Here is a 22,722-nt window from a genome sequence, read left to right as displayed (position 1 = left end):
CTACTGGGCCGGGTCGAAGAGGCGGTCGGCGCAGTTCGGCCACTGGGTCTGCCAGCGGCTGCCCATCTGCTGGTAGAGGACCTGCGCCCGGTACGTCTGCTCCTCCGCCGGCCATGTGCTGGGGATCCCCATCCCGCCTGCGGCCTGCCACACGGGCAGGCTGAACTGGTACATCCCGTAGTACGGCCCGTCCGGGTTGTAGGCCTGGGGGTCGCCCTGAGCCGCGCACACGGCCAGGGCCTGCCAGTTGAGCCGCAGGACCTCCGGACGGATCGGTACGGTGTGCGATGGTGTGACCGTGATGACCGTCCCGTCCTTGGGAAAGCTGCCGAGCGGCGGGTTCACCACGTAGCCGTGGCGCAGCGGGATGCGCTTCTGCCTGAGCACCTCGCGTACCGTCCTGGCGGTGGTGCGCGAGGCGATCCGGCTCGTGCCGGCGACCACGTACACCCTGCGCCGGGTGTAGACGGTCAGCTCCATCCCCGACAGCGGCACCGCGCCGTCCGGCGGCGCGGAGAGCTTGCCGGCGGCCGGGGTGAGGTCGAGTTCGGCGAGGGCGTCGCCGACGTTCGTGGCGGTGACCAGGTGCCGGCTGGTGCGGCCGTCCAGGGTCAGGGTGATCGGGCGGGCGTGGCGAACCTCGATGGTGGATCCGTCGGTGACGTCCTCGTGGGCGGGAGGTCGTACGAGGTCGCCGTACCCCACCGAGACCCCCGCCTCCGCGAGCACGTCGTGCACGGTCCCCGCGAACGCGCGGACCTGCGACTGCCTGCCGTCGACGATCACGACGACTTCTTTGACCAGGGACGACACCGACACGAGCGCCCCCAGCGCCACCATGCCCGCCAGGCACACGACCGGCGTCCACGGCGAACGCCACGGGATCGGGGGACGAGGCGCGCGCCTCTTACCTCGCACGAAGCACCTCCGGGTGCGGCCACGGGCCGCCCGATTCCGGTAACGGTCAGGACCGCCCGAACGTTAGCGCCGCGTTCGTCCCCGCAGCCGCGAGTTCAGCAAAAGATGGTCACCACTCGCCGAAGACCATGACTCCGTTGGCACTGATCGCCTCGCACAACTGATCCGGATGGACCCCTTTGACCTCCGCCAGGCAGCGCAAAGTGAGGGGGATGAGGTAGGGGGCGTTGGGCTTGCCGCGGTGCGGGACCGGCGGCAGGTAGGGGGCGTCGGTTTCGACCAGCATGAGCTCCTGCGGGGCGGTCTGGGCGGCCTCGCGGAGGTAGGCGGCGTTCTTGTACGTCACAGGCCCGGAAAAAGACATGAAATATCCGGCTTCGACACACTTTTTCGCCATTTCGGCGTCGCCCGAGAAGCTGTGGAAGACGACCTTGTCCGGCGCACCCTCCTCCGCCAGCACCCTCAGCACGTCGTCATGCGCGTCGCGGTCGTGGATGACCAGCGCCTTGCCGGTGCGCTTGGCGATCTCGATGTGCGCGCGGAAGCTCGCGTGCTGGTCCTCCTTGCTCGCCCAGTCACGGAAGTAGTCGAGCCCGGTCTCCCCCACTGCCCGCACCTCCGGCCGCCGCGCGAGGCTCTCGATCTCGGCCAGGACCTCCGCCGTGGCCTCGTGGGCCTCGTTCGGGTGGATGGCGACCCCGGCGTACACACCCTCCTGCTCGGCCGCCACGTCGGCGTTCCACCTGGAAGACCTCAGGTCGTAGCCGATGGTGACCAGCCGCGTCACGCCGACCGCCCTGGAGTCCTCCAGGATGCTCCGAACACTGGCCTCCGACGCCTGCGCGGCCTGCGCCACCGAATCGCCGGATGACGCCTGCCTGTTGCCGACCATGATGTCGAGATGGCAGTGGCTGTCGAACACCGGTGCGGAAAGCGGCTCGGGAGCGGCGGGAAGCTTGGTCACGAGTTCTAAAGTAGCGTCCATGCGGTTCGGCATCCTCGGCAGCACCATGGCCTGGCGCGCGGACGGGGGCGAGGTGCCGCTCGGCGGTCCCGCTCGGCGGGCGCTGCTGGCGCTGCTGCTGCTCCGCCCCGGAGAGGTGGTCTCCCGGGATCGGCTCGTCGACGTCCTCTACGGGGACCGGGCCCACGGCGACGCGGTACACGCGCTGCACTCGCAGGTGTCCCGGCTGCGGCGGGACGGGGTCGCGATCGAGCTGACCGAGCTCGGTTACCGGCTGCTCGCCGCGCCCGACGACATCGACGCCCACCGTTTCCTGCGCCTCGCCGACGCGGGCCGGGACGCCTTGGAGGGTGGCGGGGACCCCGTCCGGGCAGCGGGGCTGCTGCGTGAGGCGCTGGCGCTGTGGCGGGGCTCGGCGGTCGCGGACCTGGACCCCGAGCACGGGGCCTTCCTGGAGGAGCGGCGGCTGGCCGCGCTCGAAGACCGGATCGAGGCCGACCTGCGGCGCGGCACTCACAGGGAGGTCGTGGCGGAGCTGGGCGAGCTGATCGAGCGGCATCCCCTGCGGGAACGGCTGCGCGGCCGGCTCATGCGTGCCCTCCAGGCGGACGGGCGGCCCGCGGAGGCGCTGGTGGTGTTCGAGGACACCCGGCGGCTGCTGGCGGACGAGCTGGGCGCGGATCCGTCGGCCGAGCTGGCCGACCTGCACGGCCGCCTGCTGCGCGGGCCGGCCGATCCTGTCGCGCCGGTGCGGCGCGCGCTGCCCGCCAGGCTGACGAGCTTCGTCGGACGGGACGCCGACGTGGCGGCGGTGTCCGCGCTGCTCGGCTCCGCGCGCCTGGTGACCCTGCTGGGGCCGGGCGGCGCGGGCAAGACCCGGCTGTCGGTCGAGGTCGCCCGGTCGCTCGCCGAGCCGCCGCTGGGCGATACCCGGGAGCCGGCCGAGGTGGTGCTGGTCGAACTGGCCTCAGCGCGCGCCGGCGCGTCGAGGACGAACACAGCGGGGCCAGAGGCGGCGGGGGTAGGTGTGGATCTCGCGCAGGTCGTGCTCGGCGCGCTCGGCGTGCGGGAGAGCGGCCTGCTGGGCGGCCGCGCCATCGGGCCGGGAGAGCGGTCCGCGCCGACGGACCGGCTGGTCGCGGCGCTGGCCGGGCGGCCGATGCTGCTGGTCCTCGACAACTGCGAGCACGTCGTCCACGACGCCGCCGAGCTCGCCGAACGCCTGCTCTCCGCCTGCCCCGACCTCCGCGTCCTCGCCACCAGCCGCGAGCCGCTGGCCGTCACGGCCGAGCACGTCTGGCCGGTGCACCCGCTCGCCCCCGCCGACGCCGTCCGGCTCTTCACCGACCGGGCCGCCGCCGCGAGCCCGGGTTTCACCCCGGACGAGTCGGTCGAGCGCATCTGCGCGGCACTCGACGGCCTCCCCCTGGCCATCGAGCTCGCCGCCGCCCGCCTGCGTACGCACGGGGCCCACGAGCTGGCCGTACGGCTGGCGGACCAGGATCGGTTCAGCCTGCTGTCGCGCGGCAGCCGGACGGCCGACCCCCGGCACCAGACCCTGCGCGCGGTCGTCGCGTGGAGCTGGGAGCTGCTCACCGACCGGGAGAAGGCCATGGCCGGGCGCCTGACCGTCTTCTCCGGCGGCGCCACGGCCACGGCCGCCGCCGAGGTGTGCGGGCTGGCGGACGCCGAGGACCTCCTGGTTTCCCTGGCCGACAAATCGCTCCTCCAGCCGGGCGGCGGCCGTTATCGCATGCTGGAGACCATCCGCGCGTTCTGCGCCGAGCAACTGGCCGGCGAGGCGCACACCGTACGGAAAGCACACGCCGCGTACTTCCTCGGCCTGGCCGAGCGCTCCGACCCGCACCTGCGCGGCGCCGACCAGCTCCACCACCTCGACCTGCTCGCCGCGGAGCACGACAACCTGCAGGCGGCGCTGCGCTGGGCGGCGGAATCCGGGGAGGTGGTGCTCGGCATGCGGCTGCTGGCGGCCCAGTCGTCGTACCTGTGGATGCGCGGCATGCGGGCCGCCGCGACCGCCCCGGCGGTGGCGCTGTTGGAGGCGGCGGGTCCCGCGCCGGATCCGGAGCTGGGCGAGGCGTACGTGCTGTGCCTGCTGTCCGCGCTGGCCGGGAGCACCGGCAGGGACGCCTGGGAGAGCCACAAGAGCCTGGCCGAGACGATGGTCACCGACGGCTCCGGGGCGCGGCGGTACCCGCTCGTCACGTTCCTGTGGCCGATGATCACGGCGGGTTCGATCGATCCGACGGTGGCGCTCACGGTGCTGCGGCGGGCCGCGCGGGACGGAGACCCGTGGGAGCGGGCGATGGCCCGGTTCATCTGGGCCTATCCGCAGATGACCGCCGGGGAGTTCGCCTCGGCGGAGGCCGATCTGACGGCGGCGCTCGACCAGTTCAGGGTGCTCGGCGACCGCTGGGGCATGGCGCTGGCCCTGGACGGGCTCTCGTGGCTGGCGGGCACCTGCGGCGACGACGCGACGGCCGTGGCGCGCGTGGAGGAGGCGATCGCGCTGGCCGAGCAGCTCGGGGCCGAGGAGGATCTGCCCGACCTGCTGTGCAACCGGGGCGATCACCGCATCGCGACCGACCCTGCCGGGGCGCGGGCCGACTACGAGCGGGCCGCCGAGCTGGCGGGGCGGGTGGGCCTGCCGACGTACCTGGCCTCGGCGCTGCGCGGGCTCGGTGACGTTGCCGCCGCGAAAGGCGACCTGGCACGGGCGCGGGAACTGTACGAACGGGCGCTGGGGCAGTCGGACCCCGTATGGGTCAAGTCGGCGGGGAACCTGGCCCGGCTCCGCGTCGGCCTGGGCCGGGTGGCCGAGGCCGAAGGGGATCGGAAGACGGCCAGAGAGTCCTACGAGCGGGCGGTGGCGGGCGCGATCGAGTCGGGCGCGCTGCCCGAGACCGCCCGGGCGTTCGAGGCGCTGGCCGCGCTGGCGTTCGGTGACGACGACGCCGAGCGGGCGGCCACGCTGCTGGGAGCCGCCGTCGCCATGCGGGGCATCGAGCTGCCCCAGGAGCCCGAGGTCGCGCAGCGGGTGCGGGCGGCGCTGGACGACCAGGCCTACGCGCGGGCCCGGCGGGCGGGCGCGCGGCTCTCCCACCGGGAGGCGCTGGCGCTCGCCGGGGTGCCCGACGAGGTCGTCGACCGCTCACCGCTGAGCGCCATCGCCGCCGTCACCGATCAGCCGACCCCGTGGTGAGAGTCCGGTGAGGACGCGGTGAGACCGGATCGGCAGGGTCAGGGGCATGGACATCCTGATCTCCGGCGCGAGCGTCGCCGGCCCCGCGCTCGCCCTCTGGCTCACCCGGTACGGCCACCGCACCACCGTCGTCGAACGCGCCCCGGCCCTCCGTGAGGGCGGCTACGCCGTGGACTTCCGCGGCGAGGCGCATCTGACCGTCCTTCGCAAGATGGGCATCCTGGACGCCGTCGAACGCGAGCAGACCCACATGGGCGCCATGTGGAACGTCAACGAGGCCGGCAGGAAGCTCGTGGCCATGCCCGAAGACCTGTTCGCGGGCGACATCGAGATCCTCCGCGGCGACCTGGCCCGCATCCTGTACGACGCCACCCAGGCCCACACCGAGTACGTCTTCGGCGACTCCATCACGGCCGTCGACCAGGACGCGGACGGGGTGACGGTCACCTTCGAGCGGAGCCCGGCCAGGCGCTTCGACCTCGTGGTGGGCGCGGACGGCCTGCACTCGAACGTGCGATCCCTGGCCTTCGGTCCCGAGCGGGACTACCTGTCGTACCTGGGCCTCTACTCGGCGGTGTTCACGATCGACAACTACCTCGGGCTCGACCACAGCGGTCACGCCTACAACGTCCCGGGCAGGATGGCCGCGATCTACAGCGCGAGGGGGAACGCCGAGGCCAAGGCCGTGTTCTGGTTCGGCTCGCCGCCGCTCGACCACGACCGGCATGACGTCGCCCGCCAGCAGGAGTTCCTGGAGCAGGCGTACGAGGGCGTCGGCTGGGAGGTCCCGGAGCTGATGCGCAGGATGCGGCGGACGGACGACTTCTACTTCGACTCGGTCGGCCAGATCCGCCTGGACTCCTGGTCACGCGGCCGGGTGGTGCTGCTGGGCGACGCCGCGTGCTGCGCCTCGCCGCTGTCCGGCATGGGCACCGGACTGGCGATGGTGAGCGCGTACGTGCTGGCGGGCGAGCTGGCCGCAGCAGAGGGCGGCCACCGCGCCGCCTTCGCCCGCTACGAGCGGGAGGTGCGCGCCTACGCCGAGGGGTGCCAGCGGTCGGCCGTGGGCGTCAGCAAGTTCATGGTCCCGGAGAACAGGTTCATGGCCTGGTTCATGAACCAGAACTACCGGCTCCTGCCGTATCTGCCGTGGAAGGGGCTGATGGCGAAGTCGGTCAGGAAGACCGCCGACGCCATCAGCCTCAAGGACTACGGGGCCTACGAGGTCACTCGCCCAGCCGGGCCAGCTCCTCGTCCACGACCTTCGGGTCGAGCTTCTTGAACAGCGGCACGGGCGGCGCGAGCGGCGTGCCCGGCTTGATCGGCCGGTGCTCCCACCGGGCCGCCCCGTCGTACTCGCCGGTGATCACCGGGTAGGGGGTGCCGCCGTCCTCGTCGACCTCGCGGATCTCCGGCATGCCCGACCACACGCCCTCGCCGCCGAGCATGGTGAAGACCTTGTTGGACGAGCTGGGCAGGAACGGCGTGAGCATCGTCTTGGCGTCGTCGACGACCTGGAGCGCGACGTGCAGGATCGACTTCTGCCGCTCCGGGTCCTCCTTGAGCTTCCACGGCTCCTGCTCGGCCAGGTATTTGTTGGCCTCGCGGACCACGTCGAACGCCTCGTTGATCCCGTTCTTGAAGCGCGACCTGCTCAGCTCCTCGCCCACCGGCGCGAACGCCTTGCGCGAGCGCTCCAGCAGGGCCCGGTCGGCGTCGGTGAGGTCGCCCGGCTCGGGCACGGCCCCGAAGTTCTTGGCCGCCATCGAGATCGACCGGTTGACCAGGTTTCCCCAGGCCGCGACCAGCTCGCCGTTGTTGCGGTTGACGAACTCCTGCCAGGTGAAATCGGTGTCCTGGTTTTCCGGTCCGGCCACCGCGATGTAGTAGCGAAGGGCGTCGGCGTCGTAACGCGCCAGGAAATCTCTTACGTAAATTACTACTTGCCTGGACGAGGAGAACTTCTTGCCCTCCATCGTCAGGAACTCGCTGGAGACCACCTCGGACGGCACCTGGAGCCCGCCGAGCGAGCCCGGCGTGCCGGCGCGGTCGCCCTGCCCGCTGTAGCCGTACAGCATCGCCGGCCAGATCTCGGCGTGGAAGACGATGTTGTCCTTGCCCATGAAGTAGTAGCCGCGGGCGTCGGGGTTCTGCCACCACTGGCGCCACGCGTCGGGGTCGCCCGAGCGCCTGGCCCACTCGATGGACGCCGACAGGTAGCCGATCACCGCGTCGAACCACACGTAGAGCCGCTTGTTGGGCTGGTCGCGCCAGCCGTCGAGCGGGATCGGCACGCCCCAGTCGAGGTCGCGGCTGATCGCGCGCGGCTGCAGGTCGCCGAGCAGGTTGAGCGCGAACTTCAGCACGTTGGGCCGCCACTCGCCCTGCTTGGACTGCAGGTAGGAGCCGAGAACCTCGGTGAAGGCGGGCAGGTCGAGCATGAAGTGCTCGGTCTCGACGAACGTGGGCGTCTCGCCGTTGATGCGGCTCTTGGGGTTGATCAGCTGGATCGGGTCGAGCTGGTTGCCGCAGTTGTCGCACTGGTCGCCGCGCGCGCCGTCGTAGCCGCAGATGGGACAGGTGCCCTCGATGTAGCGGTCGGGCAGGGTGCGGCCGGTCGAGGGGGAGATCGCCCCCATCGTGGTCTTGGGGAAGATATAGCCGTTGTCGAAAAGACCCTTGAAGATCTCTTGTGTGACGGCGTAGTGGTTTTTCGTCGTGGTCCTGGTGAACAGGTCGTAGGAGAGCCCGAGCCCGGTGAGGTCCTCGGCGATGACGCGGTTGTAGCGGTCGGCCAGCTCCCTGGCGGTCACGCCTTCCTTGTCGGCCTGCACCTGGATGGGCGTGCCGTGCTCGTCGGTGCCTGACACCATCAGCACCTTGTTGCCCGCCATCCGCTGGTAGCGGCTGAAGACGTCGGACGGCACGCCGAACCCGGAGACGTGCCCGATGTGGCGGGGGCCGTTTGCGTACGGCCACGCGACGGCGGTCAAGATGTGCTGGGACATAGTCCTTAGCCTACGGGGCTCCCTGTCCGTCTCGGACCGAATCCCCCGTGTCGGCGGGGCCCGTCAGGACCCCGCCGACAGGGGACGGCTATCGCTTGGACTCCTCCAGGGAAACCGCCTCCGCGGCTTCCTCCGCGGCCTTGGCGGCCACGTCGATGGAGGTCTCGCGCGTGCGGCGGATGCCGAGGATGCTGATGAACAGCGCCGCGAAGATCGTCTGGAAGCTCATGACCAGAGCGGTCGCGGAAGGCACGACGATACGCAGCGACTCGCGCGGGTCGAGCTCGCCGAAGCTGCGCACCTGCCAGTGGACCAGCGACATCACCAGGCCGATCAGACCGGCCAGCGCCAGCAGACCGCCGACCACGAGCCCCTTCTCCAGGCTCACGATGTCGATCAGCCGCCGGATGCGCGGCGACTCGGGCAGGAAGCCCTCCTCGGCCGCGTAGACCTTGGTGAACACGGCGAACAGGGCCGCCTGGAAGCCGATCACGACCAGCGCGGACGACCCGACGAGGGTGTCGACGTCGAAGGCCAGCTCACCGATCTCCACCGGGCCGAACGTCAGCGCCGTCCCGGCGACGAGGCCGATGATCATCATCAGCACGCCGGGATAGAAGAACAGCCACTTCGGGCTGTAGAGGAGCAGGAAGCGCAGGTGGCGCCAGCCGTCGCGCCAGGAGCGCAGGTGCGGCGGACGGGAGCGGCCGTCGGGCGAGAGCGTGGTGGGCACCTCGCGCACGTCGAGGCCCGACAGCGTGGAGCGGACCACCATCTCGGACGCGAACTCCATGCCGCCCGTCTGCAGCTGCAGCTTGAGGATGGAGTCGCGCCGGAACCCGCGCAGCCCGCAGTGGAAGTCGCCGATGGCCGAGGGGAAGAACAGCCGGCCGACGAACGACAGCACGGGGTTGCCGAGGTAGCGGTGGAGCGGGGGCATGGCGCCCGGGGCGATGCCGCCCTTGAAGCGGTTTCCCATCACCAGGTCGGCGCCGTCGCGCAGCTGCTCGACGAACGGCAGCAGCGCGGTGAAGTCATAGGAGTCGTCGGCGTCGCCCATGATGACGTATTTGCCGCGCGCCGCCCTGATCCCGCCCATGAGGGCGTTGCCATAGCCCTTCTCGTCGACGTGGACCACGCGGGCTCCGGCGTCGCGGGCAAGCTGTTGTGAGCCGTCCGTGCTGCCGTTGTCGGCGATCAGGACCTCGCCCTCGATGCCGTGCTCCTCCATGCACGCCAGCGCCTTGCGTACACAGACTTCCACGGTCTCCGCCTCATTGAGGCAGGGCATGACCACCGTCAGTTCCACGTGTCTACCCTTCAGTTAAGACTCTTCCAGTGAACCATCATGCCCTGTGCCCAACCGTGCTCGGGTCAAGACCCAAAAACGACTGGCATTCTTTACAGCATGGTGAGCGTCGCGGAGATTACCCCTGTGGACCACTCCGCTCCTGGCCGGGCAGCTCGTTGGCTGTCGTTCGTGCGCCGGCATCGAGTGTTCGCCGCGGTTTTCGGCGTTGGCGCCGTGCTGCGGCTCATCACCATGCTCGGCTACGGCCCGGCCATGTGGTTCAACGACTCCTACGAGTACGTCTCGGTGGCGCTGCACCCGCGGCCGCACCCGATCAGGCCCGACGGCTACAGCTTCTGGCTCATGCTGCTCAAGCCGTTCCACAGCTTCGCACTGGTGATCTTCACGCAGCACCTGATGGGCCTGGCCACGGCCTGCCTGATCTACGCGTTGCTGCGGATCAAGTTCCGGCTGCCGAAGTGGGGCGCCACGCTGGCGGCGGCGCCGGTGCTGCTGGACGCGTACCAGATCCAGCTCGAGCAGCTGGTGATGTCCGACAGCATGTTCACGCTGCTCGTGGTGGGCGTCATCACGCTGGTGCTGTGGAAGCGGCGGCTGTCGTGGCAGGCGGGCGCGGTCGTCGGCCTGCTGCTGGCGGTGACGTGGCTGACCCGCTCGATCGGCCTGCCGATCCTGGCGCTGGTGGTGCTCTACCTGCTGGTCAAGCGGACCGGCTGGCGCCCGATCGTCGCCGTGATCACGGCGTGCGCGGTGCCGGTGATGGCGTACATGGGCTGGTTCGCCTCCGCGTACGGCAAGTTCGCGATGACCAACAGCGACGGTCTCATCCTCTACATGCGCACGGCCATCTTCGCCGACTGCAACAAGATGAAGATCGACAAGTACAAGGAGGTCCAGCTCCTCCTGCTGTGCATCAACGACCCGGTCAGCCAGCGCAAGGACTACGCGCAGTGGTACCTGTGGGGCCAGGGCAACGGCGACGGCACGGGCACCGGCGAGGTGCTGCACCGCTGGGGCATCAACAAGAAGTGGAGCGAGATCACCAACGACGCGGCCAGCGCGTTCGCCACGCGGGCGATCCTGTCGCAGCCCGGCGACTACCTCAAGGTGGTCACGCGTGACTTCTTCCGCTCGTTCCACTGGGGCCGGCCGATGTTCCCCGATCCGTCCACATACGGCATGTACGAGTTCAAGCCGTACGTCGAGCCGGACGAGAGCGGCCAGCCCAAGCGGCTGCCGAAGTGGTCGTCGTACGCGGGCGGCCGCACCGACACCGACGCGTTCAGCTACGAGCAGGGCCCGCCGGAGACCCGCATCGTGCACCCGTGGGCCGACATCATGAGCGGCTACCAGAAGGTGTTCTACCTGCGCGGCATCATGCTCGGCGGCATCCTGCTGATCGGCCTGTACGGCGTCGCGGTCAGGTGGCGCAAGTTCGGCGGCCCGGTGGCGCTGCCGTGGCTCGGCGCGGTGGGGCTGCTGCTGGCCCCGGCGGCGACGGCGGAGTTCGACTACCGGTACGTGCTCCCGGCCGTCCCGCTGGCCTGCGTCGCCGCGGCGATCACGCTGCGCCGCGGCGTCACTTGGGCGCGGCGGTCACCCAAGAACGCATCAGCATCCGAGCCCACCAGTCTGCGTGTGTGATCGTCTCGGCGGTCAGCACCGGATAGAGCCACCAGAAGTTGATCAGCACGATGAGCGCGAACGCCCCCACCAGCGCCGCCCCGGTCGCCCGCCGTGGCGCGGGGGCGTCCTGCCTGCCCAGCACCAGCCCCGCCACCAGGACGAGCGCCAGCACCATGAACGGCACGACGGGGATCATGTAGAACAGGTACATCGTCCGGTTGTCGGCGAGGGCGTAGTAGAACCACGGCAGCCAGCCGGCCGCGACGCCCAGCAGCGCCGCCCCCGCCCGCCAGTCGCGCGTGGCCACGTACCAGGCGACGAGGCCGACCAGCGCCAGCACGGCGGCGTACCAGAGGGCGGGAGTGCCGACCCCGAGCACGGCCTGTGAGCACTTGTCGGCCCCGCACGCCGACGGCGGGATGTCCGACGGGTAGTGGAACGAGACGGGCCTGATCAGCAACGGCCACTGCCACGGCTCCGACATGTACGGGTGGTATTCGTGCAGGTTGCTGTGATAGCCCAGCACCTGCACCTGGTACTGCAGCCACGACCGCACCGAGTCGACCACGAAGAACACCGGCCCGGACGAGGTGGCCTGCGCCCAGTTGCGCCCCCAGCCGCCGGAGGTGGCGAACCACCCGGTCCACGAGGCCACGAAGGTGACCGCGGGCACGAGCGCCATGGCCGCGAACGCGCCCGGCAGGTCGTACGAGAACGCCCCCCGGTACGGCTGCCGCAGCCCCAGCGCCCGCCTGGCCCCCAGGTCCCACATGAGGCTCATGACCGCGAACGCGATCAGGAAGAAGATCCCCGACCACTTCACCGCGCACGCCGCCCCCAGGCAGAGCCCGGCCGCGAGCCGCCACGGCCGCAGCCCCAGACGCGGTCCCAGCTCGCCGATCGGCCCGCGCTCGTGCCAGTCCGCCAGCCGTCGCCGCGCCCAGTCCCGGTCGGTCACCAGGCAGGCGAACCCGGCCAGCACCCAGAACATCAGGAAGATGTCCAGCAGCGCCGTGCGCGACAGCACCAGGTGCAGGCCGTCGAGGGCCAGCAGCACCCCGGCCAGGCACCCCAGCAGCGTCGACCGCGTCATCCTGCGCGCCACCCTGGCCATGATCAGGATGGACAGCGTGCCGATCAGCGCCGCCGCGAAGCGCCAGCCGAACGGGTCCATCCCGAACAGCCACTCGCCCACGCCGATCATCCACTTGCCCAGCGGCGGGTGCGCCACGAACGAGGCGCAGTCGTCGGGCTGCGGACATTGCTTGAAGATGTCCAGGTTGCCGGTGATGAGGCGTCTGTCGGCGATCGGGTCCTTGGCGTCGCCGAGCATGGTCCGCTCGACGCCGTGCGTGATCAGCGAGTACGCGTCCTTGGCGTAGTACGTCTCGTCGAAGACCACGGCCTTGGGCTCGTCGAGCCTGATGAACCGCAGGAGGCCGCCGAACAGCGCGACCAGGATCGGCCCGGCCCAGCCCAGCATGGGTGTCCCCGGCATCGGCGGGACCAGTCGCTGAGCGGAAACCCCCCAGTTCCTCACCATGCGCACCCTATGGCGTAGGGGATCTCCTGTGAACCAGGTCATACAGCTCGCGTTTGGGGATGCCCGCCTGCCTGGCCACCTCGGCGACGGCGAGCTTGCGCTGGACGCCCTCGGCGACCCTGCGGTCCACCTCGGCGACCAGCTCGTCCAGGTCCGGCTCGCCCTCCCCCGGCGCATATCCGGCGACCACGAGCGTGATCTCGCCCTTGACGTCCTTCGCCGCCCATTCGGCCAGCTCGCCGAGCCCGCCCCGCCGTACCTCCTCGTACGTCTTGGTCAGCTCGCGGCACACGGCGGCCTGCCGGTCGGGGCCGAACGCCTCGGCCATGGCCTCCAGGGAGCTCGCCAGCCGGCGCGGCGACTCGAAGAAGACCATCGTGCGCTCCTCGGCCGCCAGGGAGGCCAGGCGGCGGGCCCGCTCGCCCGGCTTGCGCGGCGGGAAGCCCTCGAAGCAGAACCGGTCGCTGGCCAGCCCGGACACGGCCAGCGCGGTCGTGACGGCGCTCGGCCCCGGCAGCGCGGTGACCGTGATGCCCTCCTCGACCGCCAGGCGGGTCAGGCGGTAGCCGGGGTCGGAGACGCCCGGCATGCCCGCGTCCGTGATGACCACGACCGTGCGGCCCTCTTTCAGGGTCTCCAGGAGCTCCTTGGCCCGCGCCACCTCGTTCTGGTCGTAGTAGGACACCACCCGGCCCTCGATCTCCACGCCCAGCTCGGTCGCGAGCCTGCGCAGCCGCCTGGTGTCCTCGGCGGCCACCACGTCGGCGCTCCCGAGCACCTCGCGCAGCCGCGGCGAGACATCACCCGCCTGGCCGATGGGGGCTCCTGCCAGCACCAACCTGCCGTCTCCAGTCACCTGACCATTGTGGCAGGGCATCCCAAATAACCGTGTTTCTGCGTTTGCGATCGGCTTGGGGCCCGTACGATGTCCGAATGGCGGTGACCGATTCCCCATACCAGGCCAACGAGAGCTCGGAGGTCGGCGACAGCCTTCCCAAGACGATGTCCGTACGCGAACGGCTCGTGCCTCCCATGCACGGCAGCATCCTGTGGGGCTGGATCGGCCCGATCCTGGTCACCCTGTTCGGCGCCGTCCTGCGCTTCATCAACCTGGGCCATCCCAAGGCCGTGGTGTTCGACGAGACGTACTACATGAAGGACGCGTTCTCGCTGATCACCTGGGGTGTCGAGCGGACCACCATCAAGGACGCCGACAAGGCGATCATCGCCGGCAACACCGACATCTGGCAGTCGTGCACGTCCGAGACCCTCGACAAGTGCGCCTCCTACGTCGTCCACCCGCCGCTGGGCAAGTGGATGATCGGCGCGGGCGAGTGGCTGTTCGGGCTCAACCCGTTCGGCTGGCGCTTCGCCGCCGCGCTGATCGGGTCGCTGTCGATCCTCATCCTGGCCAGGGTGGCCCGCAGGATGACGCGGTCGACGCTGCTGGGCTGCTTCGCCGGCCTGCTGCTGGCCCTCGACGGCCTGCACTACGTGCTCTCGCGCACGGCGCTGCTGGACATCTTCCTGATGTTCTGGGTGCTGGCCGCGTTCGCCTGCCTGGTGGTCGATCGCGACCAGGCCCGCGAACGGCTCGCGACCTGGTACGAGAACTCACCGCTCGCGCCGCACGGTCCCTCGCTGGGGATCAGGTGGTGGCGGATCGCCGCCGGGGTCTGCCTGGCCTTCGCGATGTCGGTCAAGTGGTCGGGGCTGGCGTTCGCCGTGGCGTTCGCGATCATGTCCGTGATGTGGGACTTCGGTGCCCGCCGGGCCGTCGGGCTGCGGCATCCGTACGTCGGGGCGTTCAACAAGGACGTGCCGCAGGCGTTCCTGGCGTTCGCCGTGGTGCCGTTCGTCACCTACATGGCCACCTGGATCGGCTGGTTCGCCAACGCGACCGGCTACGGGCGCGACTGGAACCAGGCCACCTCCGCGGGCAACCCGATCTTCTTCGTGGTCGACTCGATGCGGTCGTGGATCAAGTACCAGTGGCAGGTCTACACGTTCCACAGCGGGCTGGAGACCTCGCACCCGTACATGTCGGAGCCCTGGCAGTGGCCGCTGCTGCTGCGTCCGGTCGCCTTCTACTACGAGGGCAAGCAGAACACGTGCGGCGTCAAGGACTGCTCCGAGGCCGTGCTGGGCGTGGGCACGCCGGTGATCTGGTTCGGGGCGGTGGCCGCGCTGGTGGCCCTGATCGCGTGGTACGTCTCCTCGCGCGACTGGCGGGCGGGGGCCGTGCTGCTGTCGTACGCCATGGGCCTGGTGCCGTGGATCTACTTCGCCGTCGCCGACAACCGGACGATGTTCCTGTTCTACGCCATCCCGATGGTGCCGTTCATGGTGCTGGCCATCACGCTGTGCGCCGGGCTGCTGATCGGGTCGTCGAAACCGACGGTCACGGGGGCGATGCCGGTACGGCGCACCATCGGGGCCGCCGTGGTCGGCGCGTTCACGCTGCTCGCGCTCATCAACTTCTGGTGGCTGCACCCGATCCTGTCCGCCGAACTCATCCCGTACACCGAGTGGAAGGCCCGCATGTTGTTCGAGAAACGGTGGATATGATCTGCTTACCATCCGCCCCATAGTGGTTTCTTAGGGTTATCGCTGTGCAAGACCCAATACGCACCGGATTCGGCCATCGTCAGGCCCGGGGTCGATACGGCAAACTTCGAGGCATGAGTGCACCGGATGTCACCGCCCTGCTCGCCGAGTTGGAGCGCTCTCAGCCGGAGCTGGCCGAGGAGGCCAGGACCGCCGTCGAATGGCTGACGGGTGGAGAGCCGCTGGAAACGGTGACCCAGCTCGACGTCTGCGAGTTCCTCTGGTACACGTTGCCGCTCAAGGTGGGCGGCGACCACGAACGACTGGCACGTTCGCTGGGCCGGCTGCTCCAGCTCGGCGGGATGGAGCGCTATGCCGCTCTGTGCGTGTCACCCACGACCCTCCAGATCCTCCGTACCTACGCCCGCGAGGGCGAGGACGCCGGCACCAGCGCCTACCAGCAGGCGCTCGAGGCCACGGGCGTGCTCCCGCCCGACGTCCCCGAACTGCAGTGGAGCATGATCATGGGGCCCGAGGAGCTGGGCGCGCACCTCGCCTGCTCCGCCGCCCTCGAACTGGCGATCGTCGCCGGTGAGACCGTCGACCGCACCGCCCTGACCCGCCGCTGGCTCACCGAGCCCCGCTCCGAGCTGGGCGGCGACAGCTGGCTCAACCGCGTGCACGGCGAACGCCTCAACCGCTGGGTGCTGGGCCGCGGCCCGGCCAGGCGCGAGCTGGCCCAGCCGTTCGAGGTGCGCCTGCACGCGCCCATCACCCCGCAGCCCCTGCCCCCGTTGCACCGTCTCCTCACCCTGGCCGCCTCGGAGGAGAGCCTGCCGCTGCGGCTGGCACCCTCGCCCGAGGCGCTCAGGCTGCGCGAGCTGGCCGAGCGGGAGCTCGGCGCGATCAGCCGCGACGGCACGAAGCTGGCCATCACCGACTACGGCCGGCGGCTGCTCAAGTCCAAGTCGGCCATGTGGTCGGCGGTCACGAGGCTGCTGCTGGCCAGGGGGAAGCACGAGTTCGAGGTGTCGGCGCGGGAGGCCGCGCTGATGCTGATCGCCGACGGCACGCTGATGTCACCCACCGAGTTGCGCGAGCGGGTGGCGGAAGTGGTCGGCGGCGAGGGCTGGCATCCCACCACGACCGTTGAGGACGTCGCCGCGCCGGTGGCCGACCTGATCTCACAGCTCACCGCGCTGGGGCTGGCCTTCAGCGACGAGCTGGCGGTGCGGATGGACCGCTCCGGCCAGCTCGCCGCCCTGGCGGCCCTGCGCGCCCACGCCCTGCGACCGAGAAAGTACGTCAACCCGAGCTGACGAACGTGCTCAGCCCAGCGGCACGCGGCCCACGGCCTGCTTGAACTCAGGACATTCCACAAGCGGGTCGTGGTCGCAGGTCACCGCGTGCCGCAGGCTGTCGCGCAGCCGGGTGAGCTGCGCGACCCGCTCGGACACCTCGCGCTCCTTGGCCGCCATGCGCTCGCGCAGCCTCGCGTCGGACGGCCTGGCGCGCAGGAACTCGGCGATCTCCGACAGCGTGAACCCCGCGTCCCGGGCGCACGTGATCAGCGCCAGGCGCTCCAGCGTCTCGGGACGGTACGCGCGGCGCAGGCCGTTGCGTCCTTCCGCCTGGATGAGCCCCTTGCGCTCGTAGAACCGCAGCGCCGACGCGGCCAGCCCGCTCTGCCTGGCCACCTCGCCTATGTCGATCAACGTGTCTTCCACGACCTGACCCCTTGACTTGAACCGCGCTTCAAGTCGCAGTCTAGTGCGCATGCGAATTCATCACCTGAATCTCGGCTCCATGCGCGAGATCGAATCCCCGGACGGGCAGCCGGCGGCGCCCGCGGTGTGCCACGCGCTGCTGATCGAGACGCCCGCCTCCGGGCTCGTCCTGGTCGAGGCCGGGCTGGGCCTCGACGACGTGGCCAAGCCCGAGGAGATGCTGGAGCGCGAGTGGGCGGAGCTCGTCGAGCCGCTGCTCTCGCCCGACGAGACCGCCGTGCGGCAGGTCGCCGCGCTCGGTCACGACCCGCTCGACGTACGGCACATCGTGCTGACCCACCTGGACGTGGACCACAGCGGCGGCCTGCCCGACTTCCCGCACGCCCAGGTGCACGTCATGGAGGTCGAACTGGAGGACGCCATCGCCCAGGCCCCGAACCGCCGCTACCGCCCGGGCCACTGGGCTCACTCACCCAAATGGGTGACTTATCCGGACACGGGCACCCGGTGGCTGGGTGTGGACGGGGTGCGGCCGCTGACGGGGCTGGGCGAGGACTTCCTGCTCGTGCCGCTGGACGGGCACACCCGCGGGCACGCCGGGGTGGCGGTCAACGACGGCGAGCGCTGGCTGCTGCACGCCGGGGACGCGTACTTCTACCACGGTGAGCTGGACCGCGAGCCCCAGCCGCACCCGCTGATGGACCTCGTGCAGGTCGGCGCCCAGGTCGACGCCGAGCGCCGCCTGTCCAGCCAGGAACGCCTGAGGTCGCTCGTACACGACCACGGCGTCACAGTCTTCTCCGCGCATGACCCTTGGGAACTGTCCCATTACATACGGTAGTTACCATTGGTCTCATGGAGCTGTTCCCAGCAATGCCGCTCGCGGAGTGGGCGGAGGCCAAGGAGACCTTTCACAGGTTCGCGCAGATCGTGGGGAAGATCCGGTTGTCGTCGAGCAACCGGCGCAACCACTGGTGGCAGGTGCCCTTCCACCCGACCGGGCGCGGGCTCACCACGCGCCCGATGGGCGGGCTGGGCGAGCAGCCGCTGTTCAGCATCGACTTCGACCTGGTGCGCCACCGGCTGGTGGTGGACGTGCTCGACGGGCGCAGCGCGGAGTTCACCCTGATCGGGCGGTCGGTGGCGTCGTTCCACGACCGGCTCTTCGAGACGCTCGCGGGGCTGGGGATCCGGCCGGAGATCTGGGCCGTGCCGTTCGACCTGGGCGACGACACGCCGTTCGCCGACGACACCCTGCACGCCCGGTACGACCCCGTCCTGATCAACCGCTACTGGCGGATCCTGTCGCAGGTGGTGCAGCTGCTCGACCGCTTCGCCGCCGACTTCGCCGGCAAGACCTCGCCGGTGCACCACTTCTGGCACACGTTCGACATCGCCGTGACGCGCTTCACCGGCCGCGTGGTCCGGGTCTCGCCCGACGCCGACCCGGTCACGCGGGAGGCGTACAGCTGGGAGGTCATCAGCGCGGGGTTCTGGTTCGGCGACAAGGAGCGGCCGTGGCCGGCGTTCTACTCCTACACCGCGCCGGAGCCCAAGGGCCTGGAACTCGAGCCGCTGCGGCCCGTCGAGGCCGAGTGGCTGCCCGCCCGGGGCAGCCACCTGGCCATCCTCCGGTACGACGACGTGCGCGCGATGGGTGATCCGGTCGCGTCCGTGCTGGAGTTCCTGGACAGCGCCTACCAGGCGGGGGCCCGGCTGACCGGGGTCGACATGGAGGCGCTGAGCTCGCCTGGAGGCGTCACGGACCCGTACTACGGGAAGTACTGAGCGGAAAGTATTGAGCGCCCGCCCTCCGAGGAGGGCGGGCGCTCAACGTATGCGAACCGGTGTGCAGGTCGCCTCTCGGCGAAAGGCACAACGCGGCTCCAGCCGAACGGTATTCCGCGAAGGCAATAGGTGAGGCCCGGGGACACTGGACACACCGGCCACGATCTATGTAACCACACCCGCCCCCCGAACATTCCCACCCCGACACGAATTTCCGGCCACCAGGAGATGGCCGCCCCTCTCTCCCCCGCCGCGCCCGTTCCCCTCCGAAGGATCCCAGCCGAAGTACGGCGGGTCGCTACGAGCGAGCCGGGGCCGTGACGGCGGTGTCGCGCATGGCGAGGAGGGCCGCGAACGCCAGCACCCCCGCCACCCCACCGATCCACGCCACCGTCGCCCCCACCCCGCCGGCCGTGACCCTGGGCCCGGCGAGCAGGGATTGCGTGCAGGCCAGGCTCAAGGTGCCACCGAGCTGCTTGGTGAGCGCCGATCCGGCCGTGGCGGTGCCCATGTCGGCGTGCGGGACGCTGCTCTGCGTGGCGATCGTGATCCCGCCCATGGCGGGGCCCGTGCCGAGGCCGGCGAGCAGCAGCCACGCCCCGGTCAGGATCGGTGAGGTGTCCGGCCCGAGGGCGAAGAACGCGCCCGTGCCGATCGTGACCAGCGCCGCGCCCGTCAGCAGCGCTGGTTTCGGATGCCCTGAACGCAGGATCAGCACCGCCGTCATCCGGTTGCCCACGGTCATCCCGATCAGGAACGGGAGCAGGACCAGCCCGGAGGCCGTGGCCGAGTAGCCGCGTACGTGCTGGAGGTAGAGCGGCAGGAGCACGCCGACGGGCAGGACCGCGAACTGCATGAAGAACCCGCCGGCGAGCAGGGCGGCGTACGTGCGGCGGCGCAGCAGGCGGAGCGGGAGCACCGGGGTGGCGGCCCGGCGTTCGACGCGCACCAGGGCGGTCAGCAGGGCCAGGCCGGCCAGCAGGGTGCCGAGCACGGCGGGGTCGGCCCATCCCAGGGCGGTGTTGCCCTTGAGGCTGAGCCCCACCAGGACCAGCGACAGGCCGGTGGTGAGCAGGACGATCCCGGCCACGTCGAGCCTGCCGGGCGCGGCGCCGGGGAGCCGGCGCTCGGGGAGCAGCACGGCGATCATGGCGGCTCCGGCCGCGCCGAGGGGCAGGTTGATCAGGAACGCCCAGCGCCAGCTCGCGTGGTCGGCCAGCAGGCCGCCGAGCAGCGGGCCGCCCACCATGCCGACGATCATCATGGCGGCCAGCAGGGTCTGCATGCGGATCATGCCCTCCGCGCGGGAGGGCGGGTGCAGGTCGCGGATCATGGCCATGCCCAGGGTGAGCAGCGCGCCCGCGCCCAGGCCCTGAAACGCCCGGCCGGCGATCAGGAACGGCATCGAGCCCGCCACGCCGCAGGCCAGGGATCCCGCCAGGAAGACGGCCAGGCCGGCGAGCAGGAGCCGGCGGCGGCCGTACAGGTCGGACAGGCGGCCGTAGACGGGCACGGTCACCGAGGAGGTGAGCAGGTACGCGGTGACCAGCCACACGTACCACGAGCCCGACCCGCCTAATTGCTCGACGATGCGCGGCAGGGCGGTGCCGACCACGGTGCCGTCCAGCATGCTCAGGAAGGCGCAGCCGAGCAGGGCGTACGTCACCGCCGTGCGGCTGCGGGCCGGGAGGTCCTCGTAGAGGTCCGTCACCCGGCCTCGCCGCCTTTCAGCGCGCCGTGCAGGAACAGGTCGACCAGTTCCTCGGAGGTGAGCGGGGACGACCCGCCCCGCCCGGACGCCAGGATCAGGAACTGGAACGCCTCGGCCAGCCGCTCCGGGGGCAGCCTGAGGTCGTCGCGCTCGGGCTCGAACAGCCCGGACAGCACCTCGCGGGTGGCCGCCATCGACGCCTCCCGCCCCGAGAGGGCCCGCCCTGGGCCCTCCTGCGGCCTTTCGGAGGTGCCGGAGGGCGCGTCTCCAGGGGTGTCGGAGGGCGCGCCGCTCCCCTGCCCGGAGGCTTCGGAGGGTGCGCCCAGGAGGCGGGGGTCGCGGCGGAGGCCGCCCGAGGCGGCCAGGGCACCGGCCACGGCGCCCATCCGGGCCAGATAGCCGCGCAGCGTCTCCGCGGCCTCGATCAGCCGCTCCTCCAGCGGCACGTCCAGCGCGATCGCCGCCACGTGCGCGAGCGTGTCGTCGGGCCGCGCCGCCTCCGCCATGCAGGCGGCGAGCAGGGTCTCCTTGTCGCCGAAGGCCCGGAAGATCGTGCCTTCGCCGATGCCCGCGGCGCGGGCGACCTGGGCGGTGGTCACGGAGGTGCCGTACTCCACCACCAGGGGAAGCGCCGCCCGGACGATCATCTCGCGGCGCTGTTCCGGGCTCATCGCCGGCGCGCGGCGCCGGCCTGTCGGGTTCGTCATGGCCATCACGGTACGGAGTGAGTACTCACTCCGTCAATGGAATATAGGGTGACCGGCTATGGCGACACTCCTGGCTTTTCACGCGCATCCGGACGACGAGGTGCTCCTGACCGGTGGCACGCTCGCCCGCGCCGCCGCTGAGGGCCACCGCGTGATCGTCGTGGTCGCGACCGACGGCGTCATGAAGTCCGTCGCGGAGGGCGGCACGACCAGGATGAACGAGCTGCGCGCCGCCACCGCCGAGCTGGGCGTGGCGCGCGTCGAGCACCTGGGCTACGCCGACAGCGGGCACGGCAAGGACCTGTATCCCGACCCGCCGGACCGGATGCGGTTCGTGCGCGCGAGCACGGAGGAGGCCGCGGCCAGGCTCGCCGCGATCCTGCGCGAGGAGAAGGTGGACCTCCTGCTCAGCTACGACCCCAACGGCGGGTACGGCCACCGCGACCACGTCAAGGTGCACGAGGTCGGCAAGCGGGCCGCCGAGCTGGCCGGGGTGCCCCGCGTGCTGGAGGCCACGGTCCCGCGCGACACCGCCGTCCGGCTGGTACGCCTGATCCACCTGCTCCGGATCCCGCTCCGCTACGACGAACGCGAGCTGGCGAAGGCGTACAGTCCCGGCAAGGCCATCACCCACAGGATCGACGTGCGCCGCTACGCCGGGCAGAAGCAGCGGGCGCTGGCCGCCCACCACTCCCAGATCAGCGGTGGTGGCCGGTTGTCCGCCGTCGCGAGAGTGCTCGTGCGGCTCCCGGCGCCCGTCTTCGGCCTGCTGCTCGGCCGCGAATGGTACGTCGAGGCGAAAACAGGCTAGACCCGCACCCGCTCACCGGCCCCTACGATGCCAACATGCCATTTGCGACAGCCGTGGACGGCGTCAAGCTGTCCTACCAGGTCCGCGGCGGCGGGCAACCCCTCGTCCTCCTGCAGGGACAGGCCAACGAGCACCGCTGGTGGGATCCCGTACGCCCGGACTTCGAGCAGGAGTTCCGCACCGTCACCTTCGACTACCGCGGCACCGGCGGCAGCGACAAGCCCGACGAGCCGTACACCACCCGCGGGTTCGCCGCCGACGTGCTGGCCGTCCTCGACGAGCTCGGCGTGGAGAAGGCGCACGTCTACGGGACGTCGATGGGCGGGCGGGTGGCCCAGTGGCTGGCGGCCGACCATCCCGAGCGGGTCGGGTCGCTGGTGCTCGGCTGCAGCTCGCCGGGCGGCGTCCACGGGCTCGAGCGGGACAACGACGTGCGCAGGTCGCTGGCCCAGCCGGACCGGGCGGCTGCCGAGCGGGCGCTGCTGGAGCTCATGTACACGCCCGCCTGGCTGGCCACCCACCCGGGCCCTCACCACACGGTCGGCGACCCGGCCATGCCCGCGTACGCGCGCCGCCGCCACCTGGCCGCCAGCGCCGGGCACGACAGCTGGGCCGCGCTGCCCTCCATCACCGCGCCCACGCTGGTGGTGCACGGCACCGACGACGTGTTCAACCCGGCGGCCAACGCCCCGCTGCTGGCCGGCCGCATCCCCGGGGCGGAGCTGCGGATGATCGAGGGGGCGCGGCACGCGTACTTCGAGGAGTTCAGGGAGGTCGCGAGCCCTCTGGTGCTGGATTTTCTGCTCGCCAACGCAAGTAGGACATAATCTGGCCTAC

At 70.9% G+C, this 22,722-nt stretch carries 18 protein-coding genes; 9 read left to right on the top strand and 9 right to left on the bottom strand.

All coding sequences use genetic code 11. From position 1 onward, the window contains the following. Window positions 1–918 carry a ubiquitin-like domain-containing protein gene (locus ACIHFD_RS44595; RefSeq protein WP_397372092.1) on the bottom strand — a complete coding sequence of 306 codons (918 nt, stop codon included), beginning with the start codon at window positions 916–918 and terminating at the stop codon, window positions 1–3. A gap of 109 nt (window positions 919–1,027) precedes the next feature. Beyond that, the gene (locus ACIHFD_RS44590; protein WP_397372091.1) at window positions 1,028–1,903 is read right to left on the bottom strand and encodes a TatD family hydrolase; all 876 of its coding nucleotides are present in this window, start codon (window positions 1,901–1,903) and stop codon (window positions 1,028–1,030) included. Here ACIHFD_RS44590 and ACIHFD_RS44585 point away from each other — a divergent pair. Together ACIHFD_RS44585 and ACIHFD_RS44580 are read left to right on the top strand one after the other, a co-directional pair. Continuing rightward, window positions 1,902–5,105, top strand: coding sequence for a BTAD domain-containing putative transcriptional regulator (locus ACIHFD_RS44585; protein ID WP_397372090.1), 3,204 nt, complete (start codon window positions 1,902–1,904; stop codon window positions 5,103–5,105). The genes ACIHFD_RS44590 and ACIHFD_RS44585 overlap by 2 nt on opposite strands. Before the next feature lie 46 nt (window positions 5,106–5,151). Next, window positions 5,152–6,387 (top strand): FAD-dependent monooxygenase, encoded by a 1,236-nt coding sequence (locus ACIHFD_RS44580; RefSeq protein ID WP_397372089.1) that lies wholly within the window; start codon window positions 5,152–5,154, stop codon window positions 6,385–6,387. On the opposite strand, the gene metG is transcribed toward ACIHFD_RS44580, so the two are convergent. Together metG and ACIHFD_RS44570 are read right to left on the bottom strand one after the other, a co-directional pair. Further along, window positions 6,332–8,113, bottom strand: coding sequence for a methionine--tRNA ligase (gene metG / locus ACIHFD_RS44575; RefSeq protein ID WP_350725869.1), 1,782 nt, complete (start codon window positions 8,111–8,113; stop codon window positions 6,332–6,334). The genes ACIHFD_RS44580 and metG overlap by 56 nt on opposite strands. Window positions 8,114–8,201: 88 nt before the next feature. Beyond that, window positions 8,202–9,422 carry a glycosyltransferase family 2 protein gene (locus ACIHFD_RS44570; protein WP_363970623.1) on the bottom strand — a complete coding sequence of 407 codons (1,221 nt, stop codon included), beginning with the start codon at window positions 9,420–9,422 and terminating at the stop codon, window positions 8,202–8,204. A 171-nt stretch (window positions 9,423–9,593) separates the two neighbouring features. On the opposite strand from ACIHFD_RS44570, the gene ACIHFD_RS44565 reads away from it, so the two are divergent. Further along, on the top strand, window positions 9,594–11,069 hold the full coding sequence (locus ACIHFD_RS44565; RefSeq protein WP_355197484.1) for a hypothetical protein: 1,476 nt from the start codon (window positions 9,594–9,596) through the stop codon (window positions 11,067–11,069). Here the strand turns inward: ACIHFD_RS44565 and ACIHFD_RS44560 are convergent. After that, window positions 11,005–12,549 (bottom strand): dolichyl-phosphate-mannose--protein mannosyltransferase, encoded by a 1,545-nt coding sequence (locus ACIHFD_RS44560; protein ID WP_397372088.1) that lies wholly within the window; start codon window positions 12,547–12,549, stop codon window positions 11,005–11,007. The two genes, ACIHFD_RS44565 and ACIHFD_RS44560, sit on opposite strands and share 65 nt — an antisense overlap. Window positions 12,550–12,601: 52 nt before the next feature. Then, complete coding sequence (gene rsmI / locus ACIHFD_RS44555) at window positions 12,602–13,471, bottom strand: 16S rRNA (cytidine(1402)-2'-O)-methyltransferase (RefSeq protein ID WP_397372087.1); 870 nt, start codon at window positions 13,469–13,471, stop codon at window positions 12,602–12,604. 56 nt (window positions 13,472–13,527) lie between these two features. Here rsmI and ACIHFD_RS44550 point away from each other — a divergent pair, with 56 nt between their 5' ends. Together ACIHFD_RS44550 and ACIHFD_RS44545 are read left to right on the top strand one after the other, a co-directional pair. Next, window positions 13,528–15,162 (top strand): dolichyl-phosphate-mannose--protein mannosyltransferase, encoded by a 1,635-nt coding sequence (locus ACIHFD_RS44550; protein ID WP_397372086.1) that lies wholly within the window; start codon window positions 13,528–13,530, stop codon window positions 15,160–15,162. 113 nt (window positions 15,163–15,275) lie between these two features. Then, window positions 15,276–16,460, top strand: coding sequence for a hypothetical protein (locus ACIHFD_RS44545; RefSeq protein ID WP_350725879.1), 1,185 nt, complete (start codon window positions 15,276–15,278; stop codon window positions 16,458–16,460). A 9-nt stretch (window positions 16,461–16,469) separates the two neighbouring features. On the opposite strand, the gene ACIHFD_RS44540 is transcribed toward ACIHFD_RS44545, so the two are convergent. Further along, a complete protein-coding gene (locus tag ACIHFD_RS44540; RefSeq protein WP_313043208.1) occupies window positions 16,470–16,868 on the bottom strand; it encodes a MerR family transcriptional regulator in 399 nt (132 codons plus the stop codon). Between the two features lie 79 nt (window positions 16,869–16,947). On the opposite strand from ACIHFD_RS44540, the gene ACIHFD_RS44535 reads away from it, so the two are divergent. Both ACIHFD_RS44535 and ACIHFD_RS44530 read left to right on the top strand, forming a co-directional pair. Continuing rightward, window positions 16,948–17,709, top strand: coding sequence for an MBL fold metallo-hydrolase (locus ACIHFD_RS44535; RefSeq protein ID WP_397372085.1), 762 nt, complete (start codon window positions 16,948–16,950; stop codon window positions 17,707–17,709). Window positions 17,710–17,723: 14 nt separating this feature from the next. Continuing rightward, window positions 17,724–18,656, top strand: coding sequence for a DUF5996 family protein (locus tag ACIHFD_RS44530; RefSeq protein ID WP_397372084.1), 933 nt, complete (start codon window positions 17,724–17,726; stop codon window positions 18,654–18,656). 298 nt (window positions 18,657–18,954) lie between these two features. Here ACIHFD_RS44530 and ACIHFD_RS44525 read toward each other — a convergent pair whose 3' ends face one another. Next, window positions 18,955–20,367 carry an MFS transporter gene (locus tag ACIHFD_RS44525; protein ID WP_397372083.1) on the bottom strand — a complete coding sequence of 471 codons (1,413 nt, stop codon included), beginning with the start codon at window positions 20,365–20,367 and terminating at the stop codon, window positions 18,955–18,957. Next, window positions 20,364–21,074 (bottom strand): TetR/AcrR family transcriptional regulator, encoded by a 711-nt coding sequence (locus tag ACIHFD_RS44520; RefSeq protein WP_397372082.1) that lies wholly within the window; start codon window positions 21,072–21,074, stop codon window positions 20,364–20,366. The genes ACIHFD_RS44525 and ACIHFD_RS44520 overlap by 4 nt, the downstream gene beginning before the upstream one ends. 58 nt (window positions 21,075–21,132) lie before the next feature. On the opposite strand from ACIHFD_RS44520, the gene ACIHFD_RS44515 reads away from it, so the two are divergent. Then, window positions 21,133–21,885 (top strand): PIG-L deacetylase family protein, encoded by a 753-nt coding sequence (locus tag ACIHFD_RS44515; RefSeq protein ID WP_397372081.1) that lies wholly within the window; start codon window positions 21,133–21,135, stop codon window positions 21,883–21,885. A gap of 35 nt (window positions 21,886–21,920) precedes the next feature. Continuing rightward, window positions 21,921–22,712, top strand: a complete 792-nt coding sequence (locus ACIHFD_RS44510) for an alpha/beta fold hydrolase (protein WP_397372080.1) — start codon at window positions 21,921–21,923, stop codon at window positions 22,710–22,712. Window positions 22,713–22,722: the final 10 nt, after the last annotated feature.

This window comes from Nonomuraea sp. NPDC051941, assembly GCF_044593615.1.
This window is presented reverse-complemented; position numbering and strand designations above follow the sequence as displayed.

What these genes read in the sequence shown, in the direction of transcription:
- ACIHFD_RS44585 (WP_397372090.1), top strand. Translation starts at nt 1,902, where the DNA reads ATGCGGTTCGGCATCCTCGGCAGCACCATGGCCTGGCGCGCGGACGGG.
- ACIHFD_RS44590 (WP_397372091.1), bottom strand. Translation starts at nt 1,903, where the DNA reads ATGGACGCTACTTTAGAACTCGTGACCAAGCTTCCCGCCGCTCCCGAG.
- ACIHFD_RS44580 (WP_397372089.1), top strand. Translation starts at nt 5,152, where the DNA reads ATGGACATCCTGATCTCCGGCGCGAGCGTCGCCGGCCCCGCGCTCGCC.
- metG (WP_350725869.1), bottom strand. Translation starts at nt 8,113, where the DNA reads ATGTCCCAGCACATCTTGACCGCCGTCGCGTGGCCGTACGCAAACGGC.
- ACIHFD_RS44560 (WP_397372088.1), bottom strand. Translation starts at nt 12,549, where the DNA reads ATGCCGGGGACACCCATGCTGGGCTGGGCCGGGCCGATCCTGGTCGCG.
- rsmI (WP_397372087.1), bottom strand. Translation starts at nt 13,471, where the DNA reads ATGCCCTGCCACAATGGTCAGGTGACTGGAGACGGCAGGTTGGTGCTG.
- ACIHFD_RS44550 (WP_397372086.1), top strand. Translation starts at nt 13,528, where the DNA reads ATGGCGGTGACCGATTCCCCATACCAGGCCAACGAGAGCTCGGAGGTC.
- ACIHFD_RS44545 (WP_350725879.1), top strand. Translation starts at nt 15,276, where the DNA reads ATGAGTGCACCGGATGTCACCGCCCTGCTCGCCGAGTTGGAGCGCTCT.
- ACIHFD_RS44535 (WP_397372085.1), top strand. Translation starts at nt 16,948, where the DNA reads ATGCGCGAGATCGAATCCCCGGACGGGCAGCCGGCGGCGCCCGCGGTG.
- ACIHFD_RS44530 (WP_397372084.1), top strand. Translation starts at nt 17,724, where the DNA reads ATGGAGCTGTTCCCAGCAATGCCGCTCGCGGAGTGGGCGGAGGCCAAG.
- ACIHFD_RS44520 (WP_397372082.1), bottom strand. Translation starts at nt 21,074, where the DNA reads ATGACGAACCCGACAGGCCGGCGCCGCGCGCCGGCGATGAGCCCGGAA.
- ACIHFD_RS44515 (WP_397372081.1), top strand. Translation starts at nt 21,133, where the DNA reads ATGGCGACACTCCTGGCTTTTCACGCGCATCCGGACGACGAGGTGCTC.
- ACIHFD_RS44510 (WP_397372080.1), top strand. Translation starts at nt 21,921, where the DNA reads ATGCCATTTGCGACAGCCGTGGACGGCGTCAAGCTGTCCTACCAGGTC.